Source organism: Shewanella sp. W3-18-1 (assembly GCF_000015185.1).
Classification (GTDB): domain Bacteria; phylum Pseudomonadota; class Gammaproteobacteria; order Enterobacterales; family Shewanellaceae; genus Shewanella; species Shewanella putrefaciens.
In genome coordinates this window covers 3051768-3069322 of the sequence record NC_008750.1, presented here as the reverse complement: position 1 = coordinate 3069322, position 17555 = coordinate 3051768, and the positions used below count along the sequence as shown (strand labels likewise).

The following is a 17555-nucleotide window of genomic DNA, read 5'->3' as shown; positions in this document are numbered from 1 at the left end:
CTTAGCCGTTGAACGCCGTTGAACTTAGTGAGTTAAGATCATTCATTTGTCATCAGAGCCTGTGAAAATAGGACAGAATAAAGCGTGAAATTGCAGTGGGATTAAGTGGTTAGGCACTCGAGTTAGCAGAGTGCGGCGCTTAATTCCACGCGAATGGCTGAGGTCTTTTTAGTTGATAATTTAGCCCAAACTGCTATAGTGCCACGTTTATTTTTACCCCCTCAGGTTTGATAAAATGGGTTTATGCTTAGTTGCATTGCCAAAAATCTAACCAACATTACTCGATTTGGAAGTTCATTTTGATCACAACAGCGAATATCACCATGCAGTTTGGCGCTAAGCCACTGTTTGAAAACATCTCAGTTAAATTTGGCGGCGGTAACCGTTACGGTCTTATCGGTGCGAACGGCTGTGGTAAATCAACCTTCATGAAGATCCTTTGCGGTGATCTAGAACCAAGCAGCGGCAACGTGTCTTTGGATGTGAATGAGCGTCTGGGTAAGTTGAGCCAGAACCAATTCGGTTATGAGGAATACACGCTTATCGATACAGTGATCATGGGGCACAGTGAACTGTGGAAGGTTAAACAAGAGCGTGATCGAATTTATTCTTTACCCGAAATGAGTGAAGAAGACGGCATTGCCGTGGCAAACCTTGAGATGGAATTTGCCGAAATGGACGGTTACACCGCCGAATCTCGCGCGGGTGAATTGTTGTTAGGTGTGGGTATTGGCATTGAAACCCATTTTGGTTTGATGTCTGAAATTGCTCCGGGCTTAAAACTGCGGGTGTTGTTAGCCCAAGCCCTGTTCTCCGATCCCGATGTACTGCTGCTTGACGAACCCACCAACAACTTGGACATCGATACCATTCGCTGGTTACAGGACGTATTGAACCAACGCGATAGCACCATGATCATTATTTCCCACGACCGTTACTTTTTAAACTCAGTCTGTACCCATATGGCGGACTTAGACTACGGTGAACTGCGCGTTTACCCTGGTAACTACGACGAATATATGCAAGCGGCTACCCAAGCCCGTGAGCGTTTAATTGCGGATAATGCGAAGAAAAAAGCCCAAATTTCTGAGCTGCAAACCTTCGTTGCACGTTTCTCTGCCAACGCTTCTAAGGCAAAACAAGCGACGTCCCGCGCCCGTCAAATCGACAAAATTAAGCTAGATGAAGTCAAAGCCTCTAGCCGCGTGAACCCCTTTATTCGTTTCGAGCAAGAAAAGAAACTGTTCCGCAATGCCTTAGTGGTTGAAAACTTAACTAAAGGTTATGACACACCGTTATTCAAAGACTTGAACTTAATCGTTGAAGTGGGCGAGCGTATCGCGATTTTAGGTGAGAACGGTGTCGGTAAAACGACATTGTTACGAACGCTTATCCATGATATTCCGCAGGATGAAGGTCATATTCAATGGTCTGAAAACGCCAACATTGGCTACTATGCACAGGATCATGAGTCTGATTTTGCAAATGATATGACCTTATTTGAATGGATGAGCCAATGGCGTAAACCTGAAGACGATGACCAATCGGTACGTGGTATTTTAGGTCGTATGTTGTTTGGTTCTGACGACATTAAAAAGTCAGTCAAAGTGCTGTCGGGTGGTGAGAAGGGCCGGATGTTATTTGGCAAGCTCATTATGCAAAAAGCCAATATTTTGATGCTCGACGAACCGACCAACCATATGGATATGGAATCGATTGAGTCATTAAACAACGCCTTAGAAAAGTACGAAGGCACTTTGTTGTTTGTGAGTCACGATCGTGCATTTGTATCATCATTGGCTAACCGTATTATTGAAATTACTTCTAGAGGTGTAAATGATTTCAAAGGCACCTATGATGAGTTCCTTGCGAGCAAAGGTATTGAAGGCTAATTGTTTGCCTTAAGTGCTTAAACCTTGTTTAAATAAAAACGCCGCTCATATTGAGCGGCGTTTTTATTTATGGTGTTTGCCTCTAGTGTTTGCCTTGGCTAAGCGGCTATTGCTTTACCTCGGCGCTCTTTTGCTCGACATAAATTAAGCTATCAGTATCAAAACCTTTGGCTTTAGCCATCTTGATAAATTGCTGAATTACCTCGGGGGATACCGTTGGGGTTCTGGCCAGTAACCATAAATAATCCGTATCTGGCCCAGAGATAAAGGCGTATTGGTAGTCTTGTTGGTCGAGTCCAAACACCACATAGGCACCATAAAACGGCCCAAAGAAAGAGACTTTTAAGTAGGCTTCATTGTCCCCATTCACAAAATAGGCTTTACCTTCGGCTTCTTTCCATTCCTGTTTAGCGGCGGAATAGCCCCGATTAATCACCTTTACGCCACCATCGGGCTTAAGGCTGTATTCGGCGGTGACTTGGGTTAACCCGCGCTCGAAGGAGTGGTCGAGCCTCGCAATTTCGTACCATTTCCCTAAGTAGCGATTGAGTTCAAAGTCACTTACGGGTTGAACATTTTTAGGCATACCCAAGCAGCCAGTCAGTATTAATACACAGATCATTAAAAGTAGTTTTTTCAACACAAACTCCAAAAGTTAACGACTGCTAATGATAGTCTCGCAATATCTTAACCTTGGCAAATTCAATCTATCCCTCCGCGATGTGTACCGCTTTCACTTTTGTCTGGTTTATCCATCCGTGGGTTATGCTGATGTTTTATCATCAAACCGACAGCGCTTAATTGAATAGATTAAATAATCGATTTTCGTGATCGGAAATGGTTTAAGGGATCTTGGCAATAAGCCCCTTTAATTCGCTGCAATTGGGCATAGTGTTGCGCAAAGTACACTGCGGTGGGTATTGTTTTGTCCTTATAACTAATAAAAGCCCCCGAAGTATTGGGAATGTCTGCATCGCGGCAGGCATCAATCCAATCCAGCGCTCGATTTATCCTTGTGTAAACTGAGTTGTCATGGAGCTGGGCTTTTTCCTCTAGCTCTGCATTCCACCATGCCTGATATTGGATAATATAGGCTTTTTCTTTATAGGGAAAAGCGCTCTGCTTTTGTTGTGATTCACTGATTTTTCTATAAAAATCTCCAGCGATGGCATTAAGTGTGACATAGGTAAAAAGACCTAATTGGCGGTTTCCCTCAAGGGTTTGCGTCGAGGTGAGGCTTTCAAGCAAGTTAATATGTCCCGTTTTAAGCCCCGTCTGATCCGCTAAACGTGAGGTGACTCTGTGGGGCGCGGGTTGACTTAAGTCCTGCCACTTCACCCCTTTCATCTGCAGGTTTTGACCCCATGCTTGCAACGCCGCTTGGCTTTGCTGTAAATATTGAAACGACTCTCTGTTCCAACTTTCCATTAATTGTTCGCCATAGGCTTGGGTAAGTCCGCCTAAGGGCTCAATACGAATGCGATCGGGCTTTAAACCAACCTCGGAAAACTGACTGTTAATAAAGTAGTCTAAACTGGCAAGATTTCCCTCCCAATGGCCGTACATAACACAATTATGTTTGATTGAATTGGGGTCAAAATCCGTAATGCATGTGCCGATTCGGTTAGGTTCTTGTGTTAACTCAGCCCCTTGTTTTGAGCAGGCTTCAGCCATCGTACTGGCTAGGGACTTTGTCTGGATCTTCAAATTGGTGCCGAGCAAACAGGATGTATTATCGGCATTGATCGTTTCTTCCCAACGCTCGAGTAAACGCATTGTAGGCGTTGTCTCGATTAAGGTTTGTGTCTCGGGCTGATAGCAATTCCATTCAAGTTCAAACTTAAGCAGGTTTGGGGGAAGGGGAAAGGTTTGTACAAAAAAACGCGTGACTATGCCATAACTTAAGCCGCCACCACCTTTTAAGGCCCACAGCAGTTCGGGTTTATTGGCTGCTGAGATGACTTGGGTTTCGCCTATACCGAGTACAATTTCAGCCTGTAATAATGATTCACAGCACATACCGTATTTACGACACCAAGGTCCCCAACCGCCGCCCATTATAAAACCAGATATGCCAACTGTTGCAGTGGTGCTATGGGGAATCATCAAGCCCTTTTTAGCGAGGGCCGTCGTTAGTGTGGCTATAGTCGTGCCCGGGCCAATCGCGGCAATGCCACTGATGGGATCAATTTCAATACTATCCATATTGCTTAGGTCGATCACTATAGTATTAGTTTGGCCACTTTCCCCCTCATGATCGTGCCCGCCGGAGCGTACACTAATGGGCAAGTTATAGTCGATAGCGGCCTTATAGACGACTTTTACATCATGGGTACTAGTGCATTTAATAATCGCAAGGGGCCTTTTTTGTAAGCGTCGATTAAAGAGTTGGCAAGCCAGTTGGTAGTTAATCATTTGCTTACCTGTGCTCACTAAAAATTGTTGTTCGCTATAATAGCGTCCATTGGTAATGATATTTTCAGCTCGAATATATGAGCGCACCTCATTAAGAAAATGCATAAAATGTTTTGCTTGAGTAATGACGGTATTTTCGCTGATACGAATTTCAGCACTTAATCTGGTTTCGGTTGATTGGTTTATAAGGCAATCAGACTCAAGTTCATCTACGGCATTTATATGGACAGTGGAACGATAAGGGGTGAGTGACTTAAAAATATCAACACTGATTTTTATATCAATGCACTCGCTGGCGATATAATCTACTTGGTAAATAAAATGTGGCCAACATTCATTGCTTGATTCAATAATATAGGCGCAGCGCTCATTGGCGGGAATGATATTAGGGAGTTGCTTTAAAAATAGATTGCTACTAGGTGTCAGTTTTTTGAAGTCATATTCAGTATCATTAAAGATAATAAGCATGACTTCTTGTCTTTTTGGTTTAATAAAATTAACTGTCTCACCATGATCACTATGCCTTTTTTGATAAATATGCAGATTGTTTTCAGTAATTACTTTTTGCTGATAAGGGTATTGGTAATAATCGAATATTTCAGCATCCGATAAACAGCGATTTAACAGTGTTGTGTCAATAATGCTGCCATCAAAGATTGCATCAATATGTTTATTGGAAAGCAAAAAATCTGAATAAGATGCACCATCTGTAATCAGTGGAATATGTTGCTGTTGGATATGAGTGATCTCACTATCGATATAACATTTTATTTCATTGTATTGATAGCAGATGGATAATAAATGCCAATGATCATCATTAAGCCCTCCGAGAGTTGAAATAGCCTCTATGCGAAGTAAAGTGGTGTTAATCGCGCATTCAATATGGCCCAGTGAATTAATTTGGACAGAAAATCCTGTCTGGGTTGGCTCACTGGCATACTGGTAAATATGGCCGCCATGAGTCGTTTTTAACCAGCATTGAAAGGTAAAAATATCGAGTGGGCAAGTGCCTATAGGAAGTACTATTTCTGTAACACTCGTCTCTTTCGTCGATGTTGGCTTATGTTTCATCTGTTGCAGTCCCTATTATTTCCGCTGATGATTTCCCTAATTGGGTGAACAAGATAAACAGGTTCACCCTTTAAAGCGCTAAGCTCTAAATGCTGGGCTTAGCCTTTTAAAGTGATGTATTAATTCGGTCGCGACCATCGGCCTTTGCACGGTACAGCGCGGTATCGGCGGCGCAGAGCATTGCCATTGAGGTACGAAACTGTCCATTGACCTCACTGGCAATACCTTGGCTTGCACTGACAGAGACATAGTCACGTAGGCCTTGCTCGGTAAAACGTAGGGCATTAATCCCTTGCTGTATTTTCTGGGCAATGGTGAGTGCCATTTTGGCATTATGATTGGGTAGGATCAGCGCAAACTCTTCGCCGCCGTAACGGGCAGCAAGTCCAATGTCGAGAGGTACTATGTCTGCGATAACTTTGGCAATTTTTCTAAGGCATTCATCACCTTGGATATGACCAAACTGATCGTTAAACACCTTAAAGTAATCCACATCAATAATCACCACGCTAAGAGGGCGCAGCTTAGCGGTGCATTCTTCCCAATAGTGTTGCAGTATTTCATCAAAGTAGCGGCGGTTCGCAAGTCCCGTTAGTGAGTCAGTAGCAGCCAACTTACGTAGCTTCTGGTTTTCTTCTTTATGTTGGGTTAAATCATGCATCACCATCACGAACAATGGCTCATGGCTCGGAATATAGGAGATTGACAGTTCGACCTCTTTTGCCTTGCCAGAGGCCGTGATTAAGGTGATTTCCTCTGCGGAGTGCTCTACTGGAATACCACAGTTTTTACCTAATTTAATATCGTTGCTCAGCAGGTTGTTATAGCGAGCTTGATGGTGCTCGGTCAAAAAGTTGCGCCAATCTTGTCCCGTTAACGTGGCTTGAGGACAATCCAATAGATCGGCACTACGCTGATTGCAAGATCGGATAAAGCCGTTGGCATTAACCAAGATAACGACCTCGGTTAAATGTTGAATAAAGAGTTCAATGGTCTGGAGGGAAGAATGCTCGAAAAAGTTCAGCGGTAACTCAGTCCCATTAACCTGCTTAGTTGCAGGCAATGCAGCATCATCGACAATGGATAAAGCGGATTGTTGGCGTACCAGTTTCGGTGAGTTTGTCATTATTATCTTTCTCCGTGAACTTTTATCATCTGCGCTAGGCGCTTTTCTGAGGATGACTTTATTCTGGCGGAAGAAAAGATACCTTCTGCTTACCTTCTGATTTAACTTGATGATTTTAAATGTTTTAAATTTTACCTTCTGAGTCGTTTTGTCTGCGATTAGGAGTATGGTTAGCTGGGCGCTTGCTTACATTTCGCAAGATTGGGGCTAAATATCCCCCAATCTTAAGCATTAAGACTGAGTCGAATATTTGTTGTTAGGGCAATTTAACGCAGTGTGAGTCCATTAATTTGCTCGGGATGTAGTGCTTGGCTATGGACTATTGGATTTAAATCCACATACATCATACAGGCCAGTAGTGCTTGCTCATCTAACAGTGCTTGTGATTTAAAACGACCTTCCCAGAAGGCGCCTTTGCACTCATCTTCTCGATTGGCTTTACGGGCAATCTCTTCATTTAAACAACGCACCTCTTCTTTAAATCAAAGGCAAGAAATACTACTCAATCGCTCTTGCCATTCGGTAATTAACCCATCGAGCAACATGTGTTTTCCTTCGATTAATGCATCACCATTCATATACTTAGTGGTAATGGCATGGCCTTTAGTGATTTGGCTCCAGCGGCTGATAATCTCTTTTTGCGTTAAGGATTTCGCCTTCTCAATATCAATTTTGAGTACTAGGGGATAGTGGTTATTCCTTGTCTATTTCGCAAAGAGGGCATAGGCGCAAATGTCGATACAAAAGATGGTGGATAATGCTTTGATTTTATCGACAATCCAGCCACGTCTATGCTCATAACTGCGGCCTGTGAGTTTATCCTCACCGCACAGAAAAGCCCTTCTGACACAGCGATTTATCACATGATAGAAGGGCGTTGTATTAGCATCGATAAGCATTCTTCTGGCCGAGGTCATCATCCGCTCCAAACAGACGCAATCAAGATAATGTAAAAGCTAGTATAAGAGGGGATAAAGCACAAAAAGACATGGCTGCTGAGATGGTCACCTCGGTCTCGGCATCGCAATGTGCCATGATTTAGGTGCACAAAATCTGACTCGAGGTGACCGATATGAACTATAAACTTATCAGCATTGATTTGGCAAAAACAGTCTTCCAAGTGGCAGCATTTAACCCAGATAACACGATTGCTTTTAACCGTAAAATCAATCGCCCAGCATTGCTTGATACGCTCAGGCAATGCGAGCCGACATTAGTGGTGATGGAAGCTTGTTACAGTGCTAATTACTGGGGACGGGCTATCGAAAAGCTCGGCCATACCGTCAAGCTTATCCCCGCCAGAATGGTGAAAGCTATGCTGGTTGGTAATAAAAATGACGCCAATGATGCGGTTGCTATCGGAGAAACGGCTAGTCGCCCTAAAGTGAGTCTACTTCGTCCAAAAACGGTCGAGCAGCAGGATATTCAATCTTTACTGCGCATTCGTGAACGCTTGGTGGAGAATCGCACGGCTAACTGCAATCAACTGCGTGGTTTCCTTGCGGAATACGGCCTGATTGTCGCAAAGACTCGCCGCCAGTTGATGTTAGCCATTCCGCTCATTCTTGAAGATGCTGACAACGAATTATCCACGGTTGCCAGAGGGTTTATTCAACGACTCTATGAGTTTCAGTTGTATTTAAATGAACAAATCGACCAAGTTGCACAGGACATATTAGCCCTTGCCCAAGCCATGCCGCAGTATCCATTATTGCTAACTATCCCCGGTGTCGGTCCTATCGTCGCATCCACATTATTAGCCAGTATTAATGAAGTGAATGATTTTAAAAATGGCCGGCAATTGGCGGCATGGCTAGGACTAACCCCTTCACAATACAGTAGTGGCACGACCAATCGGCTCGGCAAGATAACCAAGCGCGGAAATCAAACGCTTCGGCGGTTACTTATCCATGGTGCAAGAACCGTGATGAACTGGTGCGATAAGAAAGACGACTCACTTAGTCAATGGCTCCAACGGCTTAAACAACGCCAACACGTCTGCAAAGTGACGGTTGCCTTAGCAAATAAGATGGCGCGGATGGTGTTTGTGGTGATGAGCCGCAGACAAGTATTTGATATGAATAAGGCATGTAAAGTGGTGGCATAATACAGCGTTTTTTGCGTAAATAGACTCAAAATGTAAATAGATAAATGTCCATCAAAGCACAACAGCGGTAATGGTATTAATGAGTTAAACGGTTTGTCTTACCCAAAACCTGACCGGGACAGTGGCCTTCGAGGCCATATGGCTGCCAAGGAGGGTAAGACGTCAATTTGGATCTCATTAGGGCGCAACAGACGCCGGATATATGTCGCAAGACCGCGAACCATTAACGACTGATACCCCGTTGTGAAAGGTGATTTATCGATTAGCACAAATTAGTTTGAATAAAGTAGGACATTGACCTTGCTAACCCCAAGGTGACCATATATGTCCCCGCTTTTGGTCCCCGCTTTTGGCCGATAAGCAGAAAAAGGGGACACATTAGCAAAAGCTACCGTCCCCGATTTATTGCGGTTTTGATTAATTTGGGTCGTTGATGATTTCTGGATCAGGACTCAGTAGCATTAGAGTATTGGTACTATTTGTTAATATAAACTGGAATTTTGTTGTGCCTGGTGTGTGGTCCAGATCAACCATTTGCAGCAGTTTACCATCACTGCTTAAGGTTACAGCATCAATAATCTGATCGAATGGGGTTAAAAATCCTGCGCCTACGAACTTTAGATCTTTTCCTGTTTGGTCATCAAGTAGATAAGTGATAGTACTAGCGGCTGTGACTGTAACATCGCCTTGGCATTCAGCGCCTTCGGCATCAGTATAGCTAAAAACAGGTTCACCATTTTCTAGTGTGACGGTAACTTTAATATAGTGCGCTTGACCATAAGTATTTTGCATATAATATTTCCTTGTTGGTTGTTAAAATTTAATATCTTTAATTGATGCTGCTTTAAGTTGCTTAAGTAATGTAGGGGAAGTCTCTAACTCTCCTAAACAATCTAAGGCTTTTGCATAAGGGTATAAGTATTGAGGGTCTTTATCTTTTTTTTGAATGGACTCTAGTCTTCTCTTTGCGCTTAGACAATATTTTTTCATTGAGTTAAGGTCGTTTATATTTTTTGATTGTTTAGCTATTAATAGTTCAGTTTCAGCTAGGCTAGCATAGTGTTTATAATCATTTGGAGCATCTTTAATTAAGTCTTTGAGTAACAAAAATGCTTTATCTAAATATACTAGTGCCTTTTTAGGTTGTTCAAGTATTTGGTAGTAATAAGCTGAGTTTTTAAGGTGGGTGGCCTTAAGTTGTTGGTAACGTTTACTCTTTATAAAGCTTTCACTTTCGCTAGCTAGTTCTACATCTAATGTTTCAGGTGTGTATAGAACTCGTTTATCTTGAATATTTGCATTAAGTAACATTAGTTGGAGTTTTAGATAGTATAGTTTTACTTTCCATGAAGTATTTTGGTTATCTAAATTTAAAGCTTGTTGTATAACTCGTTCGCCTTGTAATGCATTATCGAAAGCTAGGCTTAGTTGTCCTTGATATTCATATAAAAATGAAAGTCTCTGATATCCAATAGATAGCCTGTCAAGTAAATATCCGTCTGCATCTTTTAACTTACGTTGGGCTTCTAATTCCGATTGCAGTTGTAAGTTAATTGTAATTGCAGAGTTTAAATCCCCAAGAGACACTGCCGCACTCGCTAACCAAGATCGTGCATTCGCAATATCCGCAATCAGCTGGCTATCTTGAGGCGCTTTTGCCAAGGCGAGCAATTTAAGCCTTAGCGACTCTTCAAAATCTTGTTGTGCTTTGGCAAATTCCTGTTGCTTCATCGAAACTGAGCCCAAAGTGTTATGGGCGTAAGAAAGTTCCATGAGCGCATCTTTATCTTCGGGTGCAAGGGCGTACATAGTTTGGCTATAGGCTAAGTATTGCTCGAAAAAAGGGCGCGATGCAGCCCAGTCGCTAACATCATATTTAAGTTGTCCGAGCCAAAATGCATTGGCGCCTAGGGTTTTCAGTAGGGCTAGGTTGTTTGGTTGCAAATTCAATAGCGGCAGCATTTTCTCCTGCGCGGCGAGCAGGGCGCTACGGGCTTCATCGATTTTATTGCGCGAATAGGCCACTTCGCCCATCGCCTCTAGGGTTTGACCATGTTGAAAACGGGCATCAAAACTTAAATGTGCATCATCATCTTGATGGGAAAAATCACTGAAATATTCCAGTGCTTTATTGCTGATACCATCGAGTAAATCCATACGGCCGATGCCGCGCATCTTGTCGGCGAAGTCACCCACCATAAAGCCGAGCAAATCTTCGGCGGCGAGGCGTTTTTGCAGGGCAAGTTTTTCGGCTTCTATGCTGCGCACGCTCATAATGACGGAGGTTAAGGTGAGGACGCACAGCAGGGCGACGGTTAGGCGCCTAGTCCAGCGCAGCATATTGGCGCGTTTGCTGGAGGCTGCGATAAAGGCGGTTTCGGGATCGTCTAAATCGAATAACGGATTTTGGCTGAGGCTTTGGGCCTCTTTCAACGGCTTGCCGTCGGCGAGCAGATAAGCGCTGTGTTTAGCTTCACTGAGCCAACGCTTAGATAAATGCTGTAGGCGACTCTTAATGCTTAAGCTGTCGTTATGCTCACTAATCCAAGCGGTTGCCCGCGGCCAACGGCGTAAAAGTGCTTCGTGGGCGATGCTAAAACAGGGCTCACCATTTTGCAGATGCGACACGAATAAGCGGCTATCGACCATGGCTTGCACTAGGGCGGTTTCGGCCGTGCTTTGTAGTTGTGACCAGCGAGCGGTGCGGCTGGTGATGGACTTTTCATCTTCGCGCAGGGTCACTAGCAGGGATAAAATCCGCGGCAGACTGGCTTTTTCGGCATCACTTAAGTGTGAAATCGCCTGCTCGGCATTTTTGCCAATCGCCCCTTCAATACCGCCAAGTGCATGATAAACAGAGACTAATAACTTATCGTCGGCGCTGCGTTGCAAATACAAGGCTTGCAGAGTGTATTGCAACATCGGCAACGCATCTGGGTTACTGGCGGCATCGCTGCAGAGCATTTCGTCGAGCGGCATCGCGGTGTCGCTGTCAACTTCCCAGCTTAAGTTGGCAGCCACTGCGGGCAGACGGATCATTTGTAATAGCTCAGTGCGTGTTGGCGGCGCTAGGTCAAAATGGGCGCCCCGGGCTTTACCGGCCATTAGGCTTGGGTAATTGACTAATAAAGGATAAAAATCGTTGCGACAGGCACTGAGAATTAACACTGCATTTGAGGTGGCAAGATGCTCTAGCAGTTCGATAAAAGTCGTGCGCTCGCTAACGCTAAATAACGGTGATGAGAGCAACACTTCTAATCGGTCGATAAACAAGGCGAAACGCGGCGTTGCATAGGGCTGATTTTTAAGTGCTTGTTTGCACTGCACGATAATATCTTGGATATCTTCAGTAAGCTTGATTGCCAACGTATCGGCGCTCATCCCCTCGAAGACTGGAGTGTCGTTGACTTCCCAATCGAGCATGGCACTGGCCAGATCGGTGAGCAGTTGCCCTTTGGCAACATCGGCAAAGTCGAGGCTGCTAAAGGAGGGGACGCCGACCCCATTAAAGCCATTTGCCTTCATTAAATTTGGCAATACCCCCGCATTAATTAAGGAAGATTTACCGCTGCCACTGGGGCCTAAAATCAGACAGAAGGCACGGCCAAAATGGATTTGCTGGCTAATGCGGTTAAGTAAGGTGGTGATTTGTTCGCTACGGCCAAAAAACACCTCGGCATAGTTGGCGCTATAGGCTTGTAACCCGGGAAAAGGTGAGCCGCCTTGCCAAGTTTGTGGGCTGGCGGTGGCTTCGTGCCCCACGGGAAAACGCACTTCGGCTAAGGTGCGATAACCACGTTTGCGAATGGTTTCAATATAAGTGGACTCGGTGGCACTATCGCCTAATGCGCGGCGTAGCTGGTTGATAATCTTGTGTAGTGGATTATCACCCGTATCTATCCCTTGCCAGCAATGACTGACAATTTCATCACTGCTTACGACTTCGTTTGCCCGTTGACACAGAAATAGCAGCACATCCATGGCCTTAGGCTCAAGTTGTTTGACTTGTTTGCCGAGGAGCAGACTGTTGGCGCTGGGATTAACTTGCCATTCACCAAAGAAAAATGTGCTGTCACTCATAGGGGTTTCCATTTATTGAGCAACTATGGATACGTATTATCTTAAGTTGCTTTTATTATTTTTAGATAAAATTGTTATAAAAAGGCTGTGTAACCAGTAAGATTGACGACGTCAAAACCTTGACATTATGCCGATAATAAAAGGTGTTTAAAAGGATTGTACCTTGATAATTCTGCAAAGTTTATAACGGCTACATGACGGTATCATCGCACGTCTTGTTGCTAAAGTGTTTGTTGTTTGTATTTTCAGCATGTGGCACGTTAAGTGACAAAGCCATCATCGTAAAAGAGTGAAATAATTCATCCCTTGGGCATGTGCGCGAAAGATTGGTTTAGGATAAAGATATTGGCTTTGGATCCTTCTCGTGCATTTAAAGACCAAACCGATTAGGCTCTTAGGAATAACCAAAGTGGCTAAGACGAGTGTTTATTTGCACTGTTAAGCAAGGCCATGTTTATGGATACGACAATGGAGAATTCGCTTGGCTATAGAACACAATGAGATGGTGAGCACGTTAAATAGATTGCACTGCCGCACAAATTTCACCATTAAAAATATTACCGAATATATGCTGCCTGAGACGAAAGAAGCTTTCTATCTACATTTAGATGGCAAATCGCCGAATCTGATTATTCGCCCCGCATTTGAGGTGTTTTCGGGGGAACTCGCTACTCTTGCTGGAGTGCATGCCAAATACGATTACTTTCATAATGGGGAGATGACGCGTTTCCCTAAGCGTTTGCATAAGAGCCTGACTGAAACCCATTATGGTCTTGCCTTTAGTTTTGACTCGGTTGAAGCCGTACAGCAATTCATTACCCGTTTGAGTGCGATAGTGAAAGGCGCATAAGCTTTTACTGTATAAATCTTTAATAGAAGGCCGCTTAATTTTTCGATTGAGCGGTATCTAAATTTTAACCATGCAGTCCTAGGGTTAAATTCCTCAATATCAATGAAAATGAGGAATTTAACTGCTGCCTTTTCACGCGGCTTTTCAGTATATTCATCAGTAGATGAATTTTGTTGGAGCTTGCCATGTCGCTCGTCCCCGGTCGTCCAAAGGGGCTGGTCCCTTTTACCGTCCAACCCACATCACAGCCGTTTATTCCCAGTCGACCAAAGGGGAGTTCTGACGCTCGCCAACGCTTAATTATCGCTGCCTTAAGCCTTTTTAGTCACCGCAGTTATCCAACGGTATCGACCCGTGAAATTGCTCGCGAAGCTGGCGTCGATGCTGCGCTTATCCGTTACTATTTTGGCTCAAAAGCAGGATTGTTCGAACAAATGGTGCGTGAAACCCTTGAGCCAGTATTAGCGCGTTTACGCGAAATATCTGCAGCTCAAGCGCCTAATAATATGAGTGAACTTATGCAAACCTATTATCGTGTTATGGCGCCAAATCCTGGACTACCAAGGTTAATTATGCGGGTATTGCAAGAGGGGGATGGTACGGAGCCCTACCATATTATGTTGTCTGTGTTTGATCATATTTTATCCCTTTCTCGGCAATGGCTCGAATCCACATTAGTCAATGCGGGATACTTAAAAGAGGGGATTGATCCTGATTTAGTCCGTTTAAGTTTTGTGAGTCTGATGGTGTTTCCACTTATTGCACCACCTGTGTTGATGCGACAGTTTGGTTTTAGTGTCGATGCCGATGATTTACAGCGCTTAGCATCGCATAATATGCAGGTTTTTACTCAGGGTGTGCTGCGCGAACCGAGGAATGTGTGATGAGTGCCAATCTTAGCTTTATTATGCGTGTGGGCATGAGTTGTGCACTTTTGCTTTTGGTGGCTTGTACTGAAGAATCACCAAGGGTGCTGGGCACTGTTGAACGGGACAGGCTAACGCTCACCGCTCCCGTCGGGGAACTGATTACTCAAATAAATGTGGTTGAAGGTCAAAGGGTTAAAGCGGGTGAAGTGTTAATTCAGCTCGATGCAACCTCAGCTAATGCGCGCCTAGCCCTGCGCCAAGCTGAGCTTGATCAGGCAAAAGCTAAGCTTTCCGAGGCTGTCACTGGTGCGCGTTTAGAGGATATTGATAGGGCTAAAGCCGTACTCGATGGCGCGAATGCCACTGTGAAAGAGGCTCAGCGAGCCTTTGAGCGAACAAATCGTTTATTTGCCACAAAAGTGCTTAGCCAAGCGGATTTAGATACGGCCCGAGCGGCGCGGGATACCAGTTTAGCGAAACAGGCTGAGGCGCAGCAGAGTCTACGTTTGTTAGAAAATGGCACTCGTAGTGAGCAACTCGCGCAGGCCAAAGCAGCAGTTGCTGCGGCCAGTGCCAGTGTCGCAGTTGAGCAAAAAGCTTTAGCAGACTTGAGCTTAGTGGCGGCGCGTGATGCCGTTGTCGATACGTTGCCTTGGCGCGAGGGCGATCGTATCGCCGCAGGCACTCAGTTGATTGGTTTACTGGCGAGCGATAATCCCTATGTGCGGGTATATTTACCTGCGACTTGGTTAGACAGAGTGAAGGCGGGCGATAGCGTGAATATCCTGGTGGACGGTCGTGAGGCACCGATTGCGGGTACAGTGCGCAATATTCGCAGTCAACCCGCTTACACGCCGTTTTATGCGCTCAATGAACGCGATCGTGCACGGCTGATGTATCTAACGGATATCACAATTTCCAGCGCGGGTCAGGATCTACCTACAGGCATGGCATTAGAAGTTGAACTCGATGTGTTGCAACTCGATGTGCTGCAAAGAGTGCAGCAGCCATGAGCCAAACCGATTTTGTTATTCAGACCCAAGGGATGACCCGCGCCTTTGGTGGTATTAATGCGGTAGAAAACCTTGATTTAGCCATTCCCAAGGGGACAATTTACGGATTTCTCGGCCCCAATGGCTGTGGAAAATCCACCTCGATCCGTATGTTGACTGGGCTACTGAGCCCAACGTCCGGGAATATTCGTGTCTTGGGTGAAACCTTACCCGGCGCCGAGGAAAAATTACGTCGCCGCATTGGCTATATGACGCAGAAATTCTCCCTATACGATAATCTTTCAGTGCGGGAAAACCTTGAGTTTGTCGCGCAAATTTATGGGCTTACCCGCCGTCAGTCCCAGCAGCGCTTAGCGGAGTTATTGACGCTTTACGATTTAGTCGGCCGCGAGAAACAAATGGCGGGCTCCATGAGTGGCGGTCAGAGGCAGAGATTAGCCCTCGCGGCCGCGACTTTACATCACCCAGAATTGTTGTTTCTCGATGAACCCACCTCGGCTGTTGATCCTGAAAATCGCCGCGAGTTTTGGGAGCGGTTGTTCGATCTCTGCGCCCAAGGCACCACGATACTGGTGTCGACTCACTATATGGATGAGGCCGAGCGTTGCCACGGTTTAGCGATTTTGGAGCGGGGGATAAAGCGCGCCGATGGTTCACCGCAGCAATTGATGGCGGCCATGGGCGCACGGGTACTCGAAGTTTCGGGTGATGATTTACGCACATTAAAACAATCGCTGATGAGTGAGTCTGCCGTGTTGTCGGCGGCGCAAATTGGTAGTCGTTTACGGGTATTAGTGCGAAGCGATATAGCCGATCCGTTAGCTTGGCTTAAACCAAAAATCGCAAATAGAGCGATGGAAGAAGTGCGTGCCAGCCTAGAGGATGTGTTTGTGACTTGCACGGGCGAGCGCTTGGCCGCTCACGCCAAGGAGGCTAGCCATGTGGCGTAGAATTTTTGCAATTGTGGTTAAAGAGCTGCGGCAATTGTCTCGGGATCGCATGACCTTTGGCATGATAGTGATGATTCCTTTAGTGCAACTGATGCTGTTTGGTTATGCCATCAATACCGATGCGCGCCACTTGCCCGCGGGTCTGGTGAATTTAAGCGATTCGGCCTATAGTCGCACACTGATACAGGCGGTTGAAGCAACGCAAGTGGTGGATTTTAAACAGCGTTATCTAAGCGCGGCCGAGGCCGAGGCGGCGATCACTCGCGGTGAAGTTAAAGCTGTACTGTATTTACCCGCCGATCTCGATGAGCGTTTAGTGCGTCATCCTAGCTTTGCTGACCAGCAATATTTAGCGCAACCCGTCGGTCAATGGCTGGTGGATGGCTCGGATACCGTAGTCGCCTCAACCATTCGCAGCTTAAGGCAAATGCCGCTGGATGAAATTGCAGGTCGGGCGCTAAAAACTGCTACGCCGAGTTTTGAAGTAGTGCAATATTTCAACCCTGAACAGCGCTCTGTGGTCAACATAGTGCCCGGCCTGTTGGGGGTGATTTTGACTATGACCATGGTGATGTTTACTTCCGCCGCCATAGTGCGCGAGCGCGAGCAGGGCAATATGGAATTTTTGATCACCACACCGGTTAGGCCACTGGAGTTGATGCTCGGTAAAATTGTGCCCTATGTGTTGGTGGGTTTTGTGCAAGTGACGATTATTTTGAGTGCTGGGCATCTGCTATTTGACGTACCTATTCGCGGTGGGCTCGATTCCATTGCCCTTGCCGCCATGTTGTTTATTTGTGCCAGTTTAACCTTAGGTTTAGTGATCTCGACGATGGCGAAAACCCAACTGCAGTCGATGCAGATGACGGTATTCGTGTTGTTACCTTCTATTCTGCTATCTGGCTTTATGTTTCCCTTTGATGCTATGCCCATCGCCGCGCAGTGGATTGCCGAAGCCTTACCCGCAACGCACTTTATGCGTATGTCTCGGGCGATAGTGCTGCGGGATGCCCAAGTGATGGATCTGCAATTTGATGCCCTGTGGATGATAGGTTTTACCTGTATTGGGTTGCTTATTGCGAGTTTGCGATTCTCGAAACGCTTGGATTAGATCGTGCAATTGTTAGAGTTATGATATAGCGCAAATTATCGATAAACAGTCCTGTTAAGCCCTTGAAATAG

The 17555-nt window shown here is 45.3% G+C and carries 12 protein-coding genes and 1 pseudogene; 7 read left to right on the top strand and 6 right to left on the bottom strand.

Annotated features, from left to right (window positions below; genetic code table 11):
• Positions 1–299: 299 nt before the first annotated feature.
• Positions 300–1892: an ABC-F family ATPase gene (locus SPUTW3181_RS14050; RefSeq protein WP_083758266.1), complete on the top strand. Its 1593-nt coding sequence runs from the start codon at positions 300–302 to the stop codon at positions 1890–1892.
• Between the two features lie 106 nt (positions 1893–1998).
• On the opposite strand, the gene SPUTW3181_RS14045 is transcribed toward SPUTW3181_RS14050, so the two are convergent.
• From SPUTW3181_RS14045 to SPUTW3181_RS14030, 4 genes and pseudogenes are all read right to left on the bottom strand, one after another.
• Complete coding sequence (locus SPUTW3181_RS14045; RefSeq protein WP_041408221.1) at positions 1999–2532, bottom strand: lipocalin family protein; 534 nt, start codon at positions 2530–2532, stop codon at positions 1999–2001.
• Between the two features lie 170 nt (positions 2533–2702).
• The gene (locus SPUTW3181_RS14040) at positions 2703–5378 is read right to left on the bottom strand and encodes an FAD-binding protein (RefSeq protein ID WP_011789966.1); all 2676 of its coding nucleotides are present in this window, start codon (positions 5376–5378) and stop codon (positions 2703–2705) included.
• A 106-nt stretch (positions 5379–5484) separates the two neighbouring features.
• Entirely contained in the window at positions 5485–6504 is a 1020-nt protein-coding gene (locus SPUTW3181_RS14035) for a sensor domain-containing diguanylate cyclase (RefSeq protein WP_011789965.1), read from the bottom strand.
• A 320-nt stretch (positions 6505–6824) separates the two neighbouring features.
• A pseudogene (locus SPUTW3181_RS14030) lies at positions 6825–7421 on the bottom strand (alpha-amylase family glycosyl hydrolase); the annotation flags it as partial.
• Between the two features lie 155 nt (positions 7422–7576).
• On the opposite strand from SPUTW3181_RS14030, the gene SPUTW3181_RS14025 reads away from it, so the two are divergent.
• On the top strand, positions 7577–8611 hold the full coding sequence (locus SPUTW3181_RS14025) for an IS110 family transposase (protein WP_011789963.1): 1035 nt from the start codon (positions 7577–7579) through the stop codon (positions 8609–8611).
• Between the two features lie 417 nt (positions 8612–9028).
• Here the strand turns inward: SPUTW3181_RS14025 and SPUTW3181_RS14020 are convergent, their stop codons facing one another.
• Entirely contained in the window at positions 9029–9403 is a 375-nt protein-coding gene (locus tag SPUTW3181_RS14020; protein WP_011789962.1) for a DP-EP family protein, read from the bottom strand.
• Positions 9404–9424: 21 nt separating this feature from the next.
• Positions 9425–12691, bottom strand: coding sequence for a winged helix-turn-helix domain-containing protein (locus tag SPUTW3181_RS14015; protein ID WP_041408220.1), 3267 nt, complete (start codon positions 12689–12691; stop codon positions 9425–9427).
• A 502-nt stretch (positions 12692–13193) separates the two neighbouring features.
• Here SPUTW3181_RS14015 and SPUTW3181_RS14010 point away from each other — a divergent pair.
• From SPUTW3181_RS14010 to SPUTW3181_RS13990, 5 genes are all read left to right on the top strand, one after another.
• Positions 13194–13541, top strand: coding sequence for a hypothetical protein (locus SPUTW3181_RS14010; RefSeq protein WP_011789960.1), 348 nt, complete (start codon positions 13194–13196; stop codon positions 13539–13541).
• Positions 13542–13726: 185 nt separating this feature from the next.
• A complete protein-coding gene (locus tag SPUTW3181_RS14005; protein ID WP_011789959.1) occupies positions 13727–14425 on the top strand; it encodes a TetR/AcrR family transcriptional regulator in 699 nt (232 codons plus the stop codon).
• The gene (locus SPUTW3181_RS14000; RefSeq protein ID WP_011789958.1) at positions 14425–15423 is read left to right on the top strand and encodes an HlyD family secretion protein; all 999 of its coding nucleotides are present in this window, start codon (positions 14425–14427) and stop codon (positions 15421–15423) included. Before SPUTW3181_RS14005 ends, SPUTW3181_RS14000 begins: the two co-directional genes overlap by 1 nt.
• Positions 15420–16373 carry an ATP-binding cassette domain-containing protein gene (locus tag SPUTW3181_RS13995; protein ID WP_011789957.1) on the top strand — a complete coding sequence of 318 codons (954 nt, stop codon included), beginning with the start codon at positions 15420–15422 and terminating at the stop codon, positions 16371–16373. Before SPUTW3181_RS14000 ends, SPUTW3181_RS13995 begins: the two co-directional genes overlap by 4 nt.
• Positions 16363–17484 carry an ABC transporter permease gene (locus SPUTW3181_RS13990; protein WP_011789956.1) on the top strand — a complete coding sequence of 374 codons (1122 nt, stop codon included), beginning with the start codon at positions 16363–16365 and terminating at the stop codon, positions 17482–17484. Before SPUTW3181_RS13995 ends, SPUTW3181_RS13990 begins: the two co-directional genes overlap by 11 nt.
• Positions 17485–17555: the final 71 nt, after the last annotated feature.